Source organism: Micromonospora sp. WMMD710 (genome assembly GCF_029626045.1).
Classification (GTDB): domain Bacteria; phylum Actinomycetota; class Actinomycetes; order Mycobacteriales; family Micromonosporaceae; genus Micromonospora.
In genome coordinates this window covers 837,124-855,851 of record NZ_JARUBD010000001.1, presented here as the reverse complement: position 1 = coordinate 855,851, position 18,728 = coordinate 837,124, and the positions used below count along the sequence as shown (strand labels likewise).

The 18,728-nt window shown below is 70.8% G+C and carries 17 protein-coding genes; 7 read left to right on the top strand and 10 right to left on the bottom strand.

What is annotated here, in order from left to right:
• Positions 1 to 40: 40 nt before the first annotated feature.
• A complete protein-coding gene (sufB, locus tag O7620_RS04040; RefSeq protein WP_074312771.1) occupies positions 41 to 1,471 on the bottom strand; it encodes a Fe-S cluster assembly protein SufB in 1,431 nt (476 codons plus the stop codon).
• A complete protein-coding gene (locus O7620_RS04035; RefSeq protein WP_278121904.1) occupies positions 1,468 to 2,268 on the bottom strand; it encodes a transcriptional regulator in 801 nt (266 codons plus the stop codon). The genes sufB and O7620_RS04035 overlap by 4 nt, the downstream gene beginning before the upstream one ends.
• Before the next feature lie 98 nt (positions 2,269 to 2,366).
• Here O7620_RS04035 and O7620_RS04030 point away from each other — a divergent pair, with 98 nt between their 5' ends.
• Positions 2,367 to 3,329, top strand: coding sequence for a COX15/CtaA family protein (locus O7620_RS04030; protein WP_192580245.1), 963 nt, complete (start codon positions 2,367 to 2,369; stop codon positions 3,327 to 3,329).
• A 127-nt stretch (positions 3,330 to 3,456) separates the two neighbouring features.
• On the opposite strand, the gene O7620_RS04025 is transcribed toward O7620_RS04030, so the two are convergent.
• The 3 genes from O7620_RS04025 to O7620_RS04015 all read right to left on the bottom strand — a co-directional run bounded on the left by O7620_RS04025 (position 3,457) and on the right by O7620_RS04015 (position 5,966).
• Positions 3,457 to 4,377 (bottom strand): hypothetical protein, encoded by a 921-nt coding sequence (locus tag O7620_RS04025; RefSeq protein WP_278121903.1) that lies wholly within the window; start codon positions 4,375 to 4,377, stop codon positions 3,457 to 3,459.
• Between the two features lie 14 nt (positions 4,378 to 4,391).
• The gene (locus O7620_RS04020) at positions 4,392 to 4,727 is read right to left on the bottom strand and encodes a hypothetical protein (RefSeq protein WP_151489649.1); all 336 of its coding nucleotides are present in this window, start codon (positions 4,725 to 4,727) and stop codon (positions 4,392 to 4,394) included.
• A gap of 285 nt (positions 4,728 to 5,012) precedes the next feature.
• On the bottom strand, positions 5,013 to 5,966 hold the full coding sequence (locus O7620_RS04015; RefSeq protein WP_151489648.1) for a heme o synthase: 954 nt from the start codon (positions 5,964 to 5,966) through the stop codon (positions 5,013 to 5,015).
• Between the two features lie 264 nt (positions 5,967 to 6,230).
• Here O7620_RS04015 and tkt point away from each other — a divergent pair, with 264 nt between their 5' ends.
• From tkt to pgl, 6 genes are all read left to right on the top strand, one after another.
• Positions 6,231 to 8,369: a transketolase gene (gene tkt, locus O7620_RS04010; protein WP_278121902.1), complete on the top strand. Its 2,139-nt coding sequence runs from the start codon at positions 6,231 to 6,233 to the stop codon at positions 8,367 to 8,369.
• 15 nt (positions 8,370 to 8,384) lie between these two features.
• Positions 8,385 to 9,563, top strand: a complete 1,179-nt coding sequence (gene tal / locus O7620_RS04005; protein ID WP_278121901.1) for a transaldolase — start codon at positions 8,385 to 8,387, stop codon at positions 9,561 to 9,563.
• Positions 9,560 to 11,209 carry a glucose-6-phosphate isomerase gene (locus O7620_RS04000; RefSeq protein WP_278121900.1) on the top strand — a complete coding sequence of 550 codons (1,650 nt, stop codon included), beginning with the start codon at positions 9,560 to 9,562 and terminating at the stop codon, positions 11,207 to 11,209. Before tal ends, O7620_RS04000 begins: the two co-directional genes overlap by 4 nt.
• A gap of 123 nt (positions 11,210 to 11,332) precedes the next feature.
• Positions 11,333 to 12,883: a glucose-6-phosphate dehydrogenase gene (zwf, locus tag O7620_RS03995; RefSeq protein WP_151489660.1), complete on the top strand. Its 1,551-nt coding sequence runs from the start codon at positions 11,333 to 11,335 to the stop codon at positions 12,881 to 12,883.
• Positions 12,880 to 13,896, top strand: coding sequence for a glucose-6-phosphate dehydrogenase assembly protein OpcA (locus tag O7620_RS03990; protein ID WP_278121899.1), 1,017 nt, complete (start codon positions 12,880 to 12,882; stop codon positions 13,894 to 13,896). Before zwf ends, O7620_RS03990 begins: the two co-directional genes overlap by 4 nt.
• 148 nt (positions 13,897 to 14,044) lie before the next feature.
• Positions 14,045 to 14,815: a 6-phosphogluconolactonase gene (gene pgl / locus O7620_RS03985; protein WP_278121898.1), complete on the top strand. Its 771-nt coding sequence runs from the start codon at positions 14,045 to 14,047 to the stop codon at positions 14,813 to 14,815.
• A gap of 19 nt (positions 14,816 to 14,834) precedes the next feature.
• Here the strand turns inward: pgl and O7620_RS03980 are convergent, their stop codons facing one another.
• From O7620_RS03980 to gap, 5 genes are all read right to left on the bottom strand, one after another.
• Positions 14,835 to 15,176 carry an RNA polymerase-binding protein RbpA gene (locus O7620_RS03980; protein ID WP_278121897.1) on the bottom strand — a complete coding sequence of 114 codons (342 nt, stop codon included), beginning with the start codon at positions 15,174 to 15,176 and terminating at the stop codon, positions 14,835 to 14,837.
• 139 nt (positions 15,177 to 15,315) lie between these two features.
• The gene (gene secG / locus O7620_RS03975) at positions 15,316 to 15,576 is read right to left on the bottom strand and encodes a preprotein translocase subunit SecG (protein WP_109819549.1); all 261 of its coding nucleotides are present in this window, start codon (positions 15,574 to 15,576) and stop codon (positions 15,316 to 15,318) included.
• A 95-nt stretch (positions 15,577 to 15,671) separates the two neighbouring features.
• Complete coding sequence (tpiA, locus tag O7620_RS03970; RefSeq protein ID WP_151489641.1) at positions 15,672 to 16,463, bottom strand: triose-phosphate isomerase; 792 nt, start codon at positions 16,461 to 16,463, stop codon at positions 15,672 to 15,674.
• The gene (locus O7620_RS03965) at positions 16,464 to 17,663 is read right to left on the bottom strand and encodes a phosphoglycerate kinase (protein WP_278121896.1); all 1,200 of its coding nucleotides are present in this window, start codon (positions 17,661 to 17,663) and stop codon (positions 16,464 to 16,466) included.
• Entirely contained in the window at positions 17,660 to 18,664 is a 1,005-nt protein-coding gene (gene gap / locus O7620_RS03960; RefSeq protein WP_278121895.1) for a type I glyceraldehyde-3-phosphate dehydrogenase, read from the bottom strand. Before gap ends, O7620_RS03965 begins: the two co-directional genes overlap by 4 nt.
• Between the last annotated feature and the right edge of the window lie 64 nt (positions 18,665 to 18,728).

The following is an 18,728-nucleotide window of genomic DNA, read 5'->3' as shown; positions in this document are numbered from 1 at the left end:
GACGACGGTGTCAGGTCGGCCGGACGGGGGACGGGCGGCGTCAGCCGACCGCGCCCTCCATCTGGAGTTCGATCAGCCGGTTCAGCTCCAGGGCGTACTCCATCGGGAGCTCCTTGGCGATCGGCTCGATGAAGCCACGCACGATCATGGCCATCGCCTCGTCCTCGCTCAGGCCCCGGCTCATCAGGTAGAAGAGCTGGTCGTCGCTGATCTTGGAGACGGTCGCCTCGTGCCCCATCGACACGTCGTCCTCACGGATGTCGACGTACGGGTAGGTGTCCGAGCGGGAGATGGTGTCGACCAGCAGCGCGTCGCACTTGACCGTGCTACGGCTGTGGTGCGAACCCTCCAGCACCTGCACCAGACCCCGGTACGAGGTGCGGCCGCCGCCCCGGGCGATCGACTTCGACACGATGGTCGAGGAGGTGTGCGGCGCGGCGTGCACCATCTTGGCGCCCGCGTCCTGGTGCTGGCCCTCGCCGGCCATCGCCACCGAGAGCACCTCGCCCTTGGCGTGCTCGCCGGTCATGTAGACCGCCGGGTACTTCATCGTCACCTTGGAGCCGATGTTGCCGTCGACCCACTCCATGGTCGCGCCCTCGTGGCAGACGGCGCGCTTGGTCACCAGGTTGTAGACGTTGTTCGACCAGTTCTGGATGGTCGTGTAACGGCAGCGCGCGTTCTTCTTCACGATGATCTCCACGACCGCGCTGTGCAGCGAGTCGGAGGAGTAGAGCGGCGCGGTGCAGCCCTCGACGTAGTGCACGTACGCACCCTCGTCGACGATGATCAGCGTCCGCTCGAACTGGCCCATGTTCTCGGTGTTGATCCGGAAGTAGGCCTGCAGCGGGATCTCGACGTGCACACCCTTCGGCACGTAGATGAACGAGCCGCCGGACCACACGGAGGTGTTCAGCGCGGCGAACTTGTTGTCGCCGACCGGGATCACCGTGCCGAAGTACTCCTTGAAGACGTCCTCGTGCTCACGCAGCGCCGTGTCGGTGTCCAGGAAGAGGACGCCCTGCTCCTCAAGGTCCTCACGGATCTTGTGGTAGACGACCTCGGACTCGTACTGCGCCGCGACACCGGCGACCAGGCGCTGCTTCTCCGCCTCCGGGATGCCCAGCCGGTCGTAGGTGTTCTTGATGTCCTCGGGCAGGTCCTCCCAGCTGGTGGCCTGCTTCTCGGTGGACCGCACGAAGTATTTGATGTTGTCGAAGTCGATCCCGGTGAGGTCCGCGCCCCACGCCGGCATGGGCTTACGGCCGAACAGCCGCAGACCCTTCAGCCGCAGGTCGAGCATCCAGGCCGGCTCGTTCTTCTTGGCCGAGATGTCCCGCACCACCGCCTCGTTGATGCCGCGCTGGGCGACCGCCCCGGCGGCGTCCGGGTCGGACCAGCCGTACTCGTAGCGACCCAGGGCGGCGAGCTGCTCTTCCTGGGTCAGGGGCTGGACGATCTGCTCGGTCATCTATCTGTCCTCACAGTGGTGACGGGATTACCGGATTGGGCGCGGGTCGGCTGGGTCGGAATGTGCGTGGTGCACACCCCGTCGCCGTGCGCGATGGTGGCCAGGCGCTGCACGTGGGTGCCGACCAGACGGGATATCACCGCGGTCTCGGCCTCGCACAGCTGGGGAAACTCGGCGGCCACGTGCGCCACCGGGCAGTGGTGCTGGCAGAGCTGCCCGCCGGAGGCGATCGTGGTCGCGTTGGCAGCGTATCCCTCGGCGGTGAGCGCTCCGGCGAGTGCCTCCGCCCGCGCGAGGGGATCGTCGCCGGCGTCCTCCATGGCGGCCCGACAGCGGGACTCCAGGGCGGACACCTGCTCGGTGGCGAACGCCTCGACCGCGTCCGAACCACCACTGCGGGCGATCCAGCGCAGCGCGGCGGTGGCCATGTTGTCGTAGTGATGGGTGCCACAGCGCACCCGCGCGGCCTCGGTCAGCAGGAACACCTTCGCCGGGCGGCCCCGGCCACGACTGCCCTGCACGGTCTGCTCACGGGCGAACACGTCACCGTCGGCGAGCATCGCGTCGAGGTGCCGGCGGATCGCCGCCGGGCTCAGACCGAGCGCCACACCGAGCTGCGCGGCGGTGGTGGCACCCCGCTCCAGCAGCAGCTGGGTGACCCGGTCCCGGGTGGAGACCTCGGCCGCCGCGGCACCGGTGGACCCGGCCGAGGTGGTCACGACGGGCGCGGACACCGACGCGCCGACGGCCGCTGGGGCCGCCGACTGTTGCCCGGAGAGCGCCGCCGCGTTTTTCACAACGCCAACGTTACGTAATTACCCGGAGGGTGGCAAACCCGGGCTCCGGTGATCCGAACCACCGACCCGACCGAGTCGGACGAACCTCGATCACTACGGTGCGTAGGATTTGCGCCGTGAACCGAATCGTCCGTCCGGTCTCCGGCACCCTGCTGCGCCGCCTCGCCCTCGCCTCGATCATCGCGAACGTGGGCATCGTCGTCACCGGCGGGGCCGTCCGGTTGACCGCCTCGGGCCTCGGCTGCCCCACCTGGCCCCGGTGCACCGACGAGTCGTACGTCACAACACCCGAGATGGGCGTGTACGGGGTGATCGAGTTCAGCAACCGGATGCTGACCTTCGCGGTGGGGCTCATCGCGCTGGCCACCGTGCTGGCCGTACTGGCCCACCGGCCCCGCCGGCCCGGGCTGCTGGCCCTCGCCATCGCGGTCTTCCTCGGCATCCCCGCCCAGGCGGTGATCGGTGGCATCACCGTGCTCACCAACCTCAACCCGTGGGTGGTGGGGCTGCACTTCCTCGCCTCGATGGCGGTGCTCGCCGCCGCGTACGCCCTCTGGCGGCGGATCGGCGACCCGGACGGCCCGACGGTGGCCGTGGTGCCCGCCCCCCTGCGCGCGCTGACCCGCGTCACCACCGGCGTCGCCGCCGCGGTACTGGTCATCGGCACCTGGGTCACCGGCAGCGGCCCGCACGCCGGCGACCACGGCGCGGCCCGCAACGGGCTGGACCCGGAGTCGATCTCCCAGGTGCACGCCGACGGCGTCTTCCTGCTGATCGGCCTCTCGGTGGCGTTGATCTTCGCGTTCCGCGCGGTCGGCGCGTCCCGGGCCACCCGGGCCGCGATCGTCCTGCTCGCGGTGGAGCTGGGTCAGGGCGTCATCGGCTTCGTGCAGTACGTCACCCACGTGCCGGCGATCCTGGTCGGCGCGCACATGCTCGGCTCCTGCCTGGTGCTGCTGGCCACTCTCTCCGTCCAGTGGTCCACCCGCGAACGCCGCCCGAGCACCCCGACGCCCCAGACCGCCGCGGCCGACGTCGAAGCCGTCCCCGTCAGCGCCTGACGGCCCCGCGCCACGATCCGCGCACCGTCGCGGATGTTGCTGCCTCCGACGCACCGGAGACAGCACTTTCCCCGGTGTTGCGCGGATCGTGACCACAGCGCCTCGCGTGACCGCCCGGGAACGCGGCTCAGGCGCGCAGGGCCAGGTGGGTGGTGATCGCGGTGGCGAGGCGGTCGGGGGCGCCGTCGGCGTACCCGAGGAACAGCGACGGCTCGGTCAGCTCCAGCTCGACCAGGATGGGGTCGCCGTCCGGGCCGGGGATCAGGTCGACCCGGGCGTAGAGCAGCTGCCGCGTCCCGCCGGGCACGGTGGCGAGCGTCCGTTCGGCGACCGCCAGCTGGTCGGGGCGGGCGGTACGGGCGGTGATCTCCTCCGCCTTGTAGAGCCCGTCCGGGCCGTGGTCCGGGCCGGTCAGCATCGGGCCCTTGCGGATGGCGTGGCTGTACGCGAGCCCGGCCGGACCGGCCAGGTAGAGCAGTGCCGTCTCGCCCTCGGTGTCGACGGCACTCAGGTACGGCTGGACCATGGTCGTCCGGCCGGCGGTGGACAGCCGGCGTACGTGTGCCACGGCCAGGTCGCGGTGCTCCGGGTCGGCCAGGTCGTACCGGCCGGTGTCCTGGCTGCCCGCGCTGACCGCCGGCTTGATCACGTACTCGCCGGTGTCGGCGGGTGGCTGCCAACTCTCCCCCGGCTCGACCCAGGAGGTCGGCACGGTGGGCACTCCCGCGGCGCTCAGCTCGGCGAGGTAGCGCTTGTCGGTGTTCCAGCGCACCACGTCGGCCGGGTTGACCAGCGCCGGGACGGACGCGGCCCAGGTGACGAACTCGTCGCGGCGCAGCGCGTAATCCCATGGTGAGCGGAGCACGATCAGGTCGTAGGAGGACCAGTCGACGTCGGGGTCGTCCCAGACGGCGGCCTCGACGGTGACGTCCCGGGCGGCGAGCGGTGCGAGGACCAGCCGGTCGTCCGGGTCGAGGTCGGTCAGTCTGCTGCAGGTGACGAGAGCGACCCGGGGTTTCCCCCGGGTCGACTGGTGGTGGTCGGTCAATTCAGCTGTCTATCTCAGCGGGCCATCGTGCGCCGGGCCATCGACCGCCAGAGGTCGTTGCTCGGACGCATCTGGTCCATCAGTTCACGCTCCCAGGCGTTCTCGACGGTGACTCCCGCCTTGGCGCACGCCTCCCGGGCGGTGACGGTGTCGTCGGCGAACTGGTCGCCCCACTCACCGTCGGAACCCACCAGGACGATCCGCGCGCCACGCTTGCCGACGTACTCGATGACCGCCTTCGCTCCGCCGTGTCCGGCGGCGAACGCCTTGAGGCCGGCGACCAGGCCGTGGGGCGCCTGCTCGCCGACGGTCTGCTCGGCCGTCAGCGTCGTATCGGAACCATCTGCCATGACGCGAAGCCTAAGCAGAGTTCCACTCGTCCGGGCGAGAACCATGAAGCTTTTGTGATGCCAATTACCTACAGGTTTAAGGAAGAGTACAGATCTGCTGTCCGGTTTTAGACGGACTTATGGGCTCAAAGCACCCTGACAAAACGGCCCTCAGTTGCCGCAGGTTGAGTCGATCCGACTCATGCCGAAAGTTACTCTGATGTGACGTTAAACCGGGACAACTCATCCGTGACACTGATTAGTCAAGGATTGCCACCAGCGTGGCCAGGTAGGTCGAACCCCAGGTCAGAGCAGCGCGTCGAGCGCGACGGCCACGAAGACGATCGTGAGGTACGTGGTCGACCAGTGGAACAGCCGCATCGGCTTGACCGCCTCGCCGCGCGTCGCGCGAGCGCAGAGCCGGTGCGCCTCGACCAGGAAGACGGCGCCCACCACCAGCGTCGGCACGCCGTAGATCGCGCTGAGCCCCAGCGGCCAGACCGCCAGGGAGGTCAGCACGGTGAGCCAGGCGAAGATCAGGATCTCGGCGTTCACCCGACGGGTGGAGGCCACCACGGGCAGCATCGGGATCCCGGCCCGGGCGTAGTCGTCCTTGTACTTCATGGCGAGCGGGTAGAAGTGCGGCATCTGCCAGAAGAAGACCACCGCGAACAGCCCCCACGCGGCCGGCGCCAGCGTGCCGGTCACCGCCGCCCAGCCGATGAGCACCGGAGCGGCACCGCAGGCGCCACCCCAGAAGGTGTTCGTCGGGGTGGAGCGCTTGAGCCACAGCGTGTAGACGACGTCGTAGTAGAGGATCGCGGCGAGGGTCAGCCCGGCGGCGAGCAGGTTGGTGAACGCCGCCATCAGGACGATCGAGACGGCCGCCAGCACCAGACCGAAGACCAGGGCGTTACGCGGCGACACGGTGTGCGCCGGCAGCGGTCGCCGCTTGGTACGCCGCATCAACTGGTCGATGTCCCGGTCGATGTAGCAGTTGATCACGCTGGCCGCTCCCGCGGCGAGCGAGCCACCGATGAGCACCACGGCCATCAGCCACAGCGACGGCAGGCCACCCTCGGCGAGCATCATCGCCGGCACGGTGGTGACCAGTAGCAGTTCCACGATGCGCGGCTTGGTCAGGGCCACGTACGCCGACACGATCGCGCGCACGTCCCGCCGCGCCACCGGACCCTCGGCCGCCCGCGCCGGGGGCTGCCCGGCGGGGTTGCTCGCGGGGCGCTCGGTGATCATGCTCACGGATTGCCACCTTCCGGCATCGGCACGGGGAGATCGGTCGGTCCAGCCCGCTCGGGGGCCGCACACCGACCCACACACTACGCGTTGTCGTTTTGGCTGCCCGGCCGACCCGACAACGGTGCGGGCCGTCACACCACCGGGTTGAACCACGCACGGCAACGTCACGTACCGCACACCATGCACAGATCCGTGGGCGGACGTTTAGGCCCGCTCGATAGGGTCACCAGTGAGGGTTCCGCCCATCTGCCAAGGAGCACAACCATCGTGGCTGCCAACCGACCCGAGCACTCCGAACTCAACTGGTCCGACCTCGATCGCCGGGCTGTCGACACCGTCCGCGTCCTGGCCATGGATGCCGTGGAAAAATCCGGCAACGGCCACCCGGGCACCGCGATGAGCCTGGCGCCCGCGGCCTACCTCCTGTTCAACCGGGTCATGCGGCACAACCCGGCCGACCCGAACTGGCCCGGTCGGGACCGGTTCGTGCTCTCCGCCGGGCACTCCAGCCTGACCCTCTACATCCAGCTGTTCCTGTCCGGCTACCCGCTGAGCCTGTCCGACCTGAAGTCGTTGCGGCAGTGGGGTTCGCTCACGCCGGGTCACCCCGAGCACGGGCACACCCCGGGCGTGGAAACCACCACCGGCCCGCTCGGGCAGGGCCTGGGTAACGCGGTCGGCATGGCCATGGCGGCCCGCCGCGAGCGTGGCCTGTTCGACCCGGAGGCCGAGCCGGGCGCGTCGGTCTTCGACCACAACATCTGGTGCATCGTCTCCGACGGTGACATCGAGGAGGGCATCAGCCACGAGGCCAGCGCCCTCGCCGGGCACCAGCAGCTGGGCAACCTCACGGTGATCTACGACGACAACGAGATCTCGATCGAGGACGACACCCGCATCGCCAAGAGCGAGGACGTGGCGGCCCGCTACGAGGCGTACGGCTGGCACGTGCAGACCGTCGACTGGCGCAGCGGCGACGCCGACCAGGGCGACTACCACGAGGACGTCGAGGCGCTGCACCGCGCGCTGCTGGCCGCCAAGGCGGAGACCGGGCGCCCCTCCTTCATCGCGCTGCGCACCATCATCGGCTGGCCCGCGCCCAACAAGAAGAACACCGGCAAGATCCACGGCTCGGCGCTCGGCGCCGACGAGGTGAAGGCCACCAAGCGGATCCTCGACTTCGACCCGGAGCAGACCTTCCAGGTCGACGAGGAGGTGCTCGGCCACGCCCGCACGGTGATGAGCCGTGGCGCCGACGCCGAGCAGGCGTGGACCACCTCGTTCGACGCCTGGAAGAAGGCCAACCCGGAGCGCACCGCGCTCTACGAGCGGATCGCCGGCCGGGTGCTGCCGGACGGCTGGACCGAGGCGATCCCGGTCTTCCCCACCGACGCCAAGGGCGTCGCCACCCGGGCGGCTTCCGGCAAGGTGCTGGAGGCGCTCGCGCCGGTGCTGCCGGAGCTGTGGGGCGGCTCGGCCGACCTGGCCGAGAGCAACAACACCACCATGAAGGGCGAGCCGTCGTTCATCCCGGCCGCGCACGCCACCAAGGACTTCCCCGGCCACGAGTACGGCCGCACGCTGCACTTCGGCATCCGTGAGCACGCCATGGGCGCGATCCTCAACGGCATCGCGCTGCACGGCGGCACCCGCCCGTACGGCGGCACGTTCCTGGTGTTCAGCGACTACATGCGTCCGTCGGTGCGGCTGGCCGCGCTGATGAAGCTGCCGGTGACGTACGTCTGGACGCACGACTCGATCGGCCTGGGCGAGGACGGCCCGACCCACCAGCCGGTGGAGCACCTGACCGCGCTGCGCGCCATCCCGGGCCTGGACGTGGTCCGCCCGGCGGACGCCAACGAGACCGCCTGGGCGTGGCGGCTGGCGCTGGAGCACACCGACCGGCCGACCGCGATGGCGCTGAGCCGCCAGCCGCTGCCGACGCTGGACCGGGAGGTCCTGGGCGACGCGGCCGGTGTGGCGAAGGGTGGCTACGTGCTGGCCGAGGCGTCCAACGGCAAGCCTCAGGTGATCATCGTCGGCACCGGTTCCGAGGTGCAGCTCTGCCTGACCGCCCGGGAGCGGCTGGAGGCCGACGGCACCCCGACCCGGGTGGTCTCGATGCCCTGCCAGGAGTGGTTCTACGAGCAGGACGAGGCGTACCGGGAGTCGGTGCTCCCGCGCGGGGTAAAGGCACGGGTGAGCGTGGAGGCGGGCATCGCGATGTCGTGGCGCGGAATCGTCGGTGATCTCGGCGAGAGCGTCAGCCTGGAGCACTACGGAGCGAGCGCCCCGCACACCGTGCTCTTCGAGCAGTTCGGGTTCACCGGAGACCGGATCGTGGCGGCGGCGCATGCCTCGCTGGCCCGGGTGGGCGACATCACCGGTTTCACGACCGGAAACTGAGGGAGCGTGGACGGCATGACCGACAAGTTGAATGAGCTCACCGCCGCGGGTGTGGCGGTCTGGCTCGACGATCTTTCCCGGGTGCGTTTGAGCTCCGGTGGGCTGGACCAGCTCCGCCGCGAGAAGCACGTGGCCGGGGTCACCACCAACCCGACGATCTTCGCGAAGGCGCTCAGCGACGCCGACGAGTACAACTGGCAGCTGCACGACCTCGCCACCCGTGGCGTGGACGTGGAAGAGGCCGTACGGATGCTCACCACGTACGACGTGCGGTGGGCCTGCGACGTGATGCGCCCGTCGTACGACGGCAGCGAGGGCGTCGACGGTCGGGTCTCCATCGAGGTGGACCCGCGGGTGGCACACGACAGCGACAAGACCGTGGCCGAGGCCAAGGCCCTGTGGTGGCTGGTCGACCGCCCCAACCTCTTCATCAAGATCCCGGCCACCGAGGAGGGCCTGTCGGCGATCACCGACACCCTCGCCGAGGGGATCAGCGTCAACGTGACGCTGATCTTCGGTCTGGACCGCTACTCGGCCGTGATGGAGGCGTTCATCGCCGGCCTGGAGCAGGCCAAGGCCAACGGTCACGACCTGTCGAAGATCGGCTCGGTGGCGTCGTTCTTCGTCTCCCGCGTCGACTCGGAGGTCGACAAGCGGCTCGAGAAGATCGGGTCCGAGCAGGCCAAGTCGCTGAAGGGCAAGGCCGCCATCGCCAACGCCCAGCTGGCGTACGAGCGCTACACCGAGGTGTTCTCCTCGGACCGCTGGAAGGCACTCGCCGCCGCCGGCGCGCACCCGCAGCGGCCGCTGTGGGCGTCGACCTCGACGAAGAACCCGGACTACCGCGACGTCATCTACGTCGAGGAGCTGATCGCCCCCGGCACGGTCAACACCATGCCGGAGTCGGTCATCCACGCGTACGCCGATCACGGCGAGACCCGCGGCGACACCATCACCGGCGCGTACGACGCGGCCCGCAAGGTCTTCGCGGACCTGGAGTCGGTCGGGGTGGACATGGACGACGTGATCGCCACCCTGGAGCGCGAGGGTGTGGAGAAGTTCGAGGCCAGCTGGCAGGAGCTGCTCGAGGGCGTCCGTAAGTCGTTGGAGGCGGCGGCCAGCGGCAAGGGCTCGCCGAACAAGGCGGCCAAGGGCAACGCGAAGGCCGCCGAGAAGGCCGGTGGTAACGCATGAGCGATCTACTCGCGCAGCCGGCCGAGGCCGCTGCCGGGCTCGCCGTCTACGGCGCGGACGCGGTCGACAAGTCCGCGCCGGCCTCCACCCGGGACGCGCTGGTCAAGGCCGGCGTCCCGGGCAAGCTGGCCGCCAAGGACCCGAGCCTGTGGGGTCCGGACGCCGAGGCCGAGGCGAAGATCCGGCTCGGCTGGGTGGACACCCACCGGCGCAGCCGGGAGCTGCTGGTGCAGCTCGCCGAGCTGACCGCGGAGCTGGCCGACCTGGACCACGTGGTCCTCGCCGGCATGGGCGGCTCGTCGCTCGCCCCCGAGGTGATCACCCGGACCCTGGGCCGGCCGCTGACCGTGCTGGACACCACCGACCCCGGGCAGGTCCGCGCGGCCCTGGGTGACCGGCTGGAGCGCACCGTCGTGGTGGTGGCCAGCAAGTCCGGCTCGACGGTGGAGACCGACAGCCACCGACGCGCCTACTGGCAGGCGTTCCTGGACGCCGGCATGACCGAGGCGGAGGCCGGCCGGCACTTCGTCATCGTCACCGACCCGGGCTCGCCGCTGGAGGCCACCGCGACCGAGATGGGCGCGTTCACCGTGCTCGCCGACCCGAACGTCGGCGGCCGGTACTCGGCGCTGACCGCGTTCGGGCTGGTGCCGTCGGCGCTGGCCGGCGTCAACGTCGGTGAGCTGATCGACCAGGCCGACGCGCTGGCCGCGTCACTCGGCGAGGACCGGGACAATCCGGCGCTGGCGCTGGGCGCCGCGCTGGGCGCCGCCGCCACGCTGGCCCGGGACAAGGTCGCGCTGATCTCCGACGGCACCGGCATCGACGGGCTCGGCGACTGGGCCGAGCAGCTGATCGCCGAGTCGACCGGCAAGGCCGGCGTGGGCATCCTGCCGGTGGTGGTGGAGTCCCCGCAGAGCCCCGGCGCGACCGGTTCCGACGTGCTGACCGTCACCTACGGCGGCGCGCTGGCCCCCGGCGACGTGCCGGGCGGCGGCACCGACCCGGACGTGGCGGTCAACGGCCCGCTCGGCGCGCAGTTCCTCGCCTGGGAGTACGCGACCGCGGTGGCCGGCGTGGTGCTCGGCATCGACCCGTTCAACCAGCCGAACGTCACCGAGTCCAAGGAGAACACCAACAAGATCCTCGCCTCGGGTCTGCCGGCGGAGACGCCGTCGTTCACCGAGGGCGCGATCGAGGTGTACGCGCCGCAGGGCGCCCCGGGTGACCTGGCCGGCGTGCTGCGGTGGCTGCTCGACGGGCTGGGCGACGACGGCTACCTGGCGGTCATGGCGTACCTCGACCGGTTCGCCGACGCCGACGCGGCCCGGCTGCGGCCGCTGCTGGCCGAGGCGGCCGGACGGCCGGTCACCTACGGTTGGGGGCCGCGGTTCCTGCACTCGACCGGCCAGTACCACAAGGGCGGCCCGCAGGTCGGCAGCTACCTGCAGGTGACCGGCGCGGTCGCCGAGGACCTGGACGTGCCGGGCAAGCCGTACACCTTCGGTGAGTTGCAGGCGGCGCAGGCCGCCGGCGACCGGCAGGCCCTGGCGGGTCGTGAGCGGCCGGTGCTGCGACTGCACCTGACCGACCGGGCCGCCGGCGTCGCCCAACTGCTCGACGCGGCCGGTGAGCTGCGGGCGTGAGGATGGACGATGTGACAGAAGCGGAAGCGAGGGGGCACCGTGAGCGCGAGGAGTGAGCCGGGGTTGCGAGCCCCGCAGTCGCGAACCGACGGTGGCTCGGTGAGCGCGAGGAGTGAGCCGGGGTTGCGAGCCCCGCAGTCGCGAACCGACGGTGGCTCGACGAACCCGCTACGCGACCCGCAGGACCGCCGGTTGCCCCGGATCCCGGAGCCCTGCGCTCTGGTGATCTTCGGGGTGACCGGGGACCTGGCCCGCAAGAAGCTGCTCCCCGCGGTCTACGACCTGGCCAACCGGGGGCTGCTGCCACCCGGTTTCGTGGTGCTCGGTTTCGCGCGCCGCGACTGGGGTGACGGCGACTTCGAGACACTGGCCTGCGAGGCGGCCCGCAAGCACGCGCGTACCCCGTGGCGGGACGAGGTGTGGGCGCGCCTGGCCGGCAACATCAAGTTCGTCGGCGGCTCGTTCGACGACGACGCCGCCTTCGACCAGCTCGCCTCGACGCTGGACGACCTTCGCCAGACCCACGGCATCCCCGGCAACGCGGCGTTCTACTTCTCCATCCCCCCGGCCGCGTTCCCCGTCGTGCTCAAGCAGCTGGCCCGCACCGGGATGGCCGACAACGAGAAGTCCGGCGGTTGGCGCCGGGTCGTGGTGGAGAAGCCGTTCGGCAACGACCTGCCCTCGGCGAAGGCGCTCAACGACCTCGTCGACGACGTGTTCACGCGGGAGGACGTCTTCCGCATCGACCACTACCTGGGCAAGGAGACGGTCCAGAACATCCTGGCCCTGCGGTTCGCCAACAACCTGTTCGAGCCGCTGTGGAACTCCAAGTACGTCGACTCGGTGCAGATCACCATGGCCGAGGACGTCGGCATCGGCACCCGCGCCGGCTTCTACGACACCGTCGGCACGGCCCGCGACGTCCTGCAGAACCACCTCCTCCAGCTCCTCGCCCTGGTGGCGATGGAGGAGCCGACCAGCTTCGACGCCGACGAGATCCGGGCCGAGAAGCTGAAGGTGCTCAAGGCCATCACCCTGCCGAAGGACGTGGCCCGCGACACCGTCCGCGGCCAGTACCTGCCCGGCTGGGTGGGCGGTGAACGCGCGGTCGGCTACCTGGAAGAGCGGGACGTGCCCGCCGACTCCACCACGGAGACGTACGTGGCGGTGCGGCTGGGCATCCAGAACCGCCGCTGGGCCGAGGTGCCGTTCTACATCCGGGCCGGCAAGCGGCTGCCCCGGCGGGTCACCGAGGTCGCCATCATGTTCAAGAAGGCGCCGCACCTGCCGTTCAACGACGCCGACATGGAGTCGTTGGGCAACAACCAGCTGGTCATCCGGGTGCAGCCGGACGAGGGCGTGGTGCTCAAGTTCGGCTCGAAGGTGCCGGGCACCACGATGGAGGTCCGCGACATCGCGATGGACTTCCAGTACGGCGAGGCGTTCACCGAGTCCAGCCCGGAGGCGTACGAGCGTCTGGTGCTGGACGTGCTGATCGGTGACCGCACGCTGTTCCCCGACGCGTCCGAGGTCGAGCAGAGCTGGCAGGTGATCGACCCGCTGGAGCACGCCTGGGAGGGCACCACACCCGAGCCGTACCGCGCCGGCGAGTGGGGGCCGCGCGCGGCCGACGAGATGCTGGCCCGCGAGGGTCGCGCTTGGAGAAGAGCATGATCGGGCTGTGGGACACCACCGGCAACGAGGTGGTCAAGGCGCTCGCCGCCGAGCGGCGCAGCGCCGGTGGGGTGGCCAGCGGCATGGCGCTCACCCTCATCGTGGTGGTGGACGAGCGGCGGGTCCGCGAGGCCGAGGCGGCGGCGACCATCGCCGCCGCCGCCCACCCGTGCCGGCTGGTGGTGGTGGTCCGCTCCGACATCGAACGGGAACGCAACCGGCTGGACGCGGAGATCGTGGTCGGTGGCCGGCTCGGTCCGTGCGAGGCGGTCGTCACCCGGATGTACGGGCGACTGGCGCTGCACGCCGAGTCGGTGGTGATGCCGCTGCTCGTTCCGGACGTGCCGGTGGTCACCTGGTGGCACGGCGAACCGCCGGCGGAGATCGCCACCGACTTCCTCGGTGTGGTCGCCGACCGGAGGATCACCGACTCGGCGCAGGCCGCCGACCCGGTGGAGGCGCTGCGGCAGCGGGCCCGGGACTACGCCCCGGGTGACACCGACCTGGCGTGGACCCGGATCACCCCGTGGCGGACCCTCGTCGCGGGGGCGTTCGACACCACCGAGGCGAAGGTCACCGAGGCGACCGTCGTCGCGCCGCCCAGCGACCCGACGGCGACGCTGATGGTCGGCTGGCTGGCCAGCCGGCTCGGCATCACCCCGCGACGGGTGGACACCAACGAGTTCCCCCGGATGCGGGAGGTGCAGTTGACCTGCGCCAACGGCGACCAGCTGACGTTGACCCGCGAGGACAGCCTCGCGGTGTTCCGGCGTACCGGTCAGGACGACCGGACCCTGCCGCTGGTCCGTCGACCGCTCGGTGACGAGCTGGCCGAGGAGCTGCGCCGTCTCGACGCCGACCAGGTGTACGCGGAGGCGCTGGGCGCGACCGTTGGGCTGCGCGGCCTGGAGCAGCGTCCCCCGCAGCGGGTGCACGTCTGGAAGGATCCGGCCACCGCGCGCCGCGCCGAGGCCGGGGTCACCGCGCACTCCGGTACGAGCGGCGCGAGCTGAGCCCGATTCGGGGCACGACGTCGGGGCAGGGCCGGGGCGATCCCGGGCCCTGCCCCGGCACCCTCGGGGCACCTGCCCCGCCCACCACCTCCGGGCGTACCGCCCGGCACGCGACAGCGACCGCTCAGCGGTCGGGAAGGCACAACCCATGAGTGAGGCGAGTGTCGCCGTCCACGCCGACGCCGACCTGCTGGCGCAGGCCGTGGCGGCCCGGCTGCTGGTGAAGCTGCTCGACGCGCAGGCGGACCGGGGTGAGGCCTCGGTGGTGCTCACCGGTGGCCGGATCGCCGCGGCCGTGTACCGGGCGGTGGCGACGCTGCCGGCCCGTGACGCGGTGGACTGGTCCCGCGTCGACGTGTGGTGGGGCGACGAGCGCTTCCTGCCCGCCGGCGACCCGGAGCGCAACGAGACCCAGGCGCGGGCCGCCCTGCTGGACGTCGTGCCGCTGGACCCGGCCCGGGTACACCCGATGCCGGCCTCCGACGGCCCGGCCGGCAACGACCCCGAGGCGGCCGCCGCCGCGTACGCCGAGGAGTTGGCGCGTTCCGCACGGCCGGGGCACGCCGCGCTGCCGCACTTCGACGTGCTGATGCTGGGCGTCGGGGAGGACGGGCACGTCGCGTCGGTGTTCCCGGGGCACCCGGTGCACTACGACACCCGGCCGGTCAGCGCGGTGCGGGGCAGCCCGAAGCCCCCGCCGGTGCGCACGACCCTCACCCTCGCGGCGATCAACACCGCCGAGGAGGTCTGGTTGGTCGCCGGCGGCGCGGACAAGTCCCGGGCGGTGGGCATGGCGCTGGCCGGTGCCGGGCCGGTGCAGGTGCCGGCGGCCGGGGTGCACGGCGTGGACCGTACCCGCTGGCTGTTGGACCGGGCCGCGGCGGCCGACGTGCCCGCCCGTCTGCGCAGCCTGCGCTAGGGCGGACCACGTCCCCGCGCTACTCGCCCCTGCGGCGGCGTAGCGCGGCCAACGCCTCGTTCAGCAGCGCCTCCCCCTCTTCGGCGGTGCGCCGCTCCTTCACGTAGGCCAGATGGCTCTTGTACGGTTCGGCGCGGACCCGGCCGGGCGGGTTGTGTTCATCCTGCCCGGCGGGCAGCCCGCAGCGGGGGCAGTCCCACAGTGGCGGCGCCGCGACGTCCGCGGCGATACGGATGTTGATCCGATGGTCGTTGCGACACCAGTAGGTGACGTCCTGACGGGGTGCGGGTTGGTGCCGCTCGTCCGGGCGGACGGGTGCCGACCCGACCCGGGCGCCGCGGATAACGTTGCCACTCGGCACGGCTGCTTGCTCCTGTCGTCGGAGGGGACCCGCCGTCTTCGTGGGTGGGCGGCGGGCGACGCGGTGCAGCGGGGAAAAGCCTGCGCGCGGCCCGTCGAGTGACGGACCGCGCGCAGATTGTACGACTTGACGGGCCTGCTCAGGCGCCGCTGTTCATCTGGAGGCGGAGCCAGAGCCCGAGACCGACGATGGCGGCGAACCAGACGACGCCCACCAGAACGGTGTAACGATCCAGGTTCTTCTCCGCCACCGAGGAGCCGGCGAGGCTGGAGCTGACACCACCGCCGAACATGCTCGACAACCCGCCGCCCTTACCGCGGTGCAGCAGGATGAGCAGCGTGAGCAGAACGCTCGTGATGACCAGCAACACGATCAACGTGTACGCGAACCAGATCGGCATGGCTGGGGGCAGTCCTCTCGTAGCGATCCTCGCCCGGACAGGTCGGGCACGGTGGCACCGGCCGGTGGACGGGCGGTGTCAAGGATAGCGAGCGATCAGCGGGCGATGTGCTCGGGGAACCGGCAGATCTGCGCGAATTCCTCCGCGTCCAGGCTGGCGCCCCCCACGAGGCCCCCGTCCACGTCCGGCTGGGCCATGATCGAGGCGACGTTGGACGCCTTGACCGACCCACCGTAGAGGACCCGGACCGCATCGGCGGTCTCCTGGTCGAAACGCTCCGCCAACCGCTGGCGGATCGCACCGCAGACCTCCTGGGCGTCCTCCGGCGTCGCGGTCTTGCCGGTGCCGATCGCCCAGACCGGCTCGTACGCGATCACGACCTGCCGCACCTGCTCGGCGGTGAGCCCGGCGAGGCCACCGTCGAGCTGGTCGGCACAGTGCGCCACATGGGTGCCCTGCTCGCGTACGTCCAGCCCCTCCCCCACGCAGAGGATCGGGGTCAGGCCGTGCGTCAGCGCCGCCTTCACCTTGGCGTTGACCACGCCGTCGTCCTCGTGGTGGTAGGCCCGCCGCTCGGAGTGCCCGACCACGACGTACGTGCAGCCGAGCTTGGCCAGCATCGCACCGGAGATGTCACCGGTGTACGCGCCCGAGGCGTGCGGGGACAGGTCCTGCCCGCCGTAGCCGATCAGCAGCTTGTCGCCGTCCACCGCGGTCTGCACCGTCCGCAGGTCGGTGAAGGGCGGCAGCACGACCGTCTCGACCTCGGTGAGCTGCTTCTCGGTGAGGCTCGCGGCCAGCTTCTGCACCAGCAGGTTGGCCTCGAGGTGGTTGAGGTTCATCTTCCAGTTGCCGGCCATCAACGGCCGGCGGGTGGTGCTCGCCATTCAGTTCTCCAGGGCCGCGATGCCGGGGAGGGTCTTGCCCTCGAGGTATTCCAGGGAGGCGCCACCACCTGTGGAGATGTGCCCGAAGGACGACTCGTCCAGCCCCAGCGCACGGACCGCCGCTGCGGAGTCGCCGCCACCGACGACGCTGAACGCGTCGGCCTTGGTGATCGCCTCGGCGATGCCCCGGGTGCCGGCCGCGAACGCGGCCATCTCGAACACGCCCATCGGCCCGTTCCAGAAGATGGTCTTCGCCTGGGACAGCGCGGCGGCGAAGCCGGCCACCGTCTCCGGGCCGATGTCCAGACCCAGCCGGTGACTCGGGATGCCGTCGACGCGGACCGTGTCGTGCGCGGCGTCCGGGGCGAACGCGTCCGCGACCACCACGTCGACCGGGAGCAGGATCTTGCCGTCGGCCCGCTCCAGCAGGTTACGGCAGGTCTCCACCATGTCCTTCTCCAGCAGCGACGTGCCCACCTCCAGGCCCTGGGCCTTGAGGAAGGTGAAGCACATCCCGCCACCGATGAGCAGCCGGTCGACCGTGGGCAGCAGCGCCTCGATCACGGCCAGCTTGTCGGAGACCTTGGAACCACCGAGCACCACCACGTACGGCCGCTCGGGGCTGCCGGTGAGCTTGGAGAGCACCTCGACCTCGCGCAGCACCAGCCGACCCGCCACGTGCGGCAGCCGGGCCGGAACGTCGTACACGCTGGCGTGCTTGCGGTGCACGGCGCCGAACGCGTCGTCGACGTACGCGTCGCCGAACGCGGCGAGCTGGTCGGCGAAGGCACCCCGCTCGGCCTCGTCCTTGCTGGTCTCACCGGCGTTGAAACGCAGGTTCTCCAGGAGGGCGACCTGGCCGTCGGCCAGGCCGGCGACGGTGGAGCGGGCGGAATCACCAACGGTGTCGGTGGCGAAGTGCACCGGCGCGCCGAGCAGCTCACCGAGCCGCCCGGCGACCGGGCCCAGGCTGAACTGCGGGTCCGGAGCGCCCTTCGGGCGGCCCAGGTGCGAGCAGACGACCACCTTCGCGCCGGCCTCGACAAGCGCGCCGAGGGTCGGCAGCACCGCACGGATGCGCCCGTCGTCGGTGATGGCACCGGTCTGCTTGTCGAGCGGGACGTTCAGGTCGGCGCGCACCAGCACGCGCCGACCCGACACCCCCTCGGCGAGCAGGTCGTCGAGGGTACGGATGCTCACAGCGACGAACCGACCAGCTTGACGAGGTCGACGAGACGGTTGGAGTAACCCCACTCGTTGTCGTACCAGCCGACGACCTTGACCTGGTTGCCGACGACCTTGGTCAGCGGCGCGTCGAAGATGCACGACGCCGGGTCGGTGACGATGTCGGTGGAGACGATCGGGTCCTCGTTGTAGACCAGGATGCCCTTGAGCGGGCCGTCCGCGGCGGCCTTCAGCGCGGCGTTGACCTCGTCCACGGTGGTCTCGCGGCCCACGTTGACGGTGAGGTCGGTGACCGAGCCGGTCGGGATCGGCACCCGCAGGGCGTACCCGTCGAGCTTGCCCTTCAGGTCCGGCAGCACCAGGCCGATGGCCTTGGCCGCACCGGTCGAGGTCGGCACGATGTTCAGCGCGGCGGCCCGGGCCCGGCGGAGGTCCTTGTGCGGGGCGTCCTGCAGGTTCTGGTCCTGGGTGTACGCGTGGATCGTCGTCATCAGACCGTGCTGGATGCCGAACGTGTCGTGCAGAACCTTCGCCATCGGCGCGAGGCAGTTGGTGGTGCACGAGGCGTTGGAGATGATGGTGTGCTTCGCCGGGTCGTAGGTGTCGTGGTTGACACCCATGACGACCGTGACGTCCTCGTTCTTCGCCGGAGCGGAGATGATGACCTTCTTGGCGCCGCCGTCGACGTGCGCCTTGGCCTTGGTGGCGTCGGTGAAGAAGCCGGTCGACTCGATGACGACGTCGGCGCCGACCTCGCCCCACGGCAGCGCCGCCGGGTCCTTCTCCGCGTACGCCTTGATGGTCTTGCCGCCGACGGTGATCTCGTCGGCGGTGGCCTTCACCTCGTACGGCAGGCGACCCAGGATGCTGTCGTACTTGAGCAGGTGGGCGAGCGTGGCGTTGTCGGTCAGGTCGTTCACCGCCACGACCTCGATGTCGGCGTCGGACGCCAGCACTGCCCGGAAGAAGTTACGGCCGATCCGGCCGAAGCCGTTGATGCCAACCCGGATGGTCACAGGTCCCATCTCCTCGCGTTCTGGTCCGCCGGCTTCATGACAACGGGCCGGCGGGAATGGTGTG

What these genes read in the sequence shown, in the direction of transcription:
- sufB (WP_074312771.1), bottom strand. Translation starts at nt 1,471, where the DNA reads ATGACCGAGCAGATCGTCCAGCCCCTGACCCAGGAAGAGCAGCTCGCC.
- O7620_RS04020 (WP_151489649.1), bottom strand. Translation starts at nt 4,727, where the DNA reads ATGGCAGATGGTTCCGATACGACGCTGACGGCCGAGCAGACCGTCGGC.
- tpiA (WP_151489641.1), bottom strand. Translation starts at nt 16,463, where the DNA reads ATGGCGAGCACCACCCGCCGGCCGTTGATGGCCGGCAACTGGAAGATG.
- secG (WP_109819549.1), bottom strand. Translation starts at nt 15,576, where the DNA reads ATGCCGATCTGGTTCGCGTACACGTTGATCGTGTTGCTGGTCATCACG.
- pgl (WP_278121898.1), top strand. Translation starts at nt 14,045, where the DNA reads ATGAGTGAGGCGAGTGTCGCCGTCCACGCCGACGCCGACCTGCTGGCG.
- tal (WP_278121901.1), top strand. Translation starts at nt 8,385, where the DNA reads ATGACCGACAAGTTGAATGAGCTCACCGCCGCGGGTGTGGCGGTCTGG.
- O7620_RS03990 (WP_278121899.1), top strand. Translation starts at nt 12,880, where the DNA reads ATGATCGGGCTGTGGGACACCACCGGCAACGAGGTGGTCAAGGCGCTC.
- O7620_RS04000 (WP_278121900.1), top strand. Translation starts at nt 9,560, where the DNA reads ATGAGCGATCTACTCGCGCAGCCGGCCGAGGCCGCTGCCGGGCTCGCC.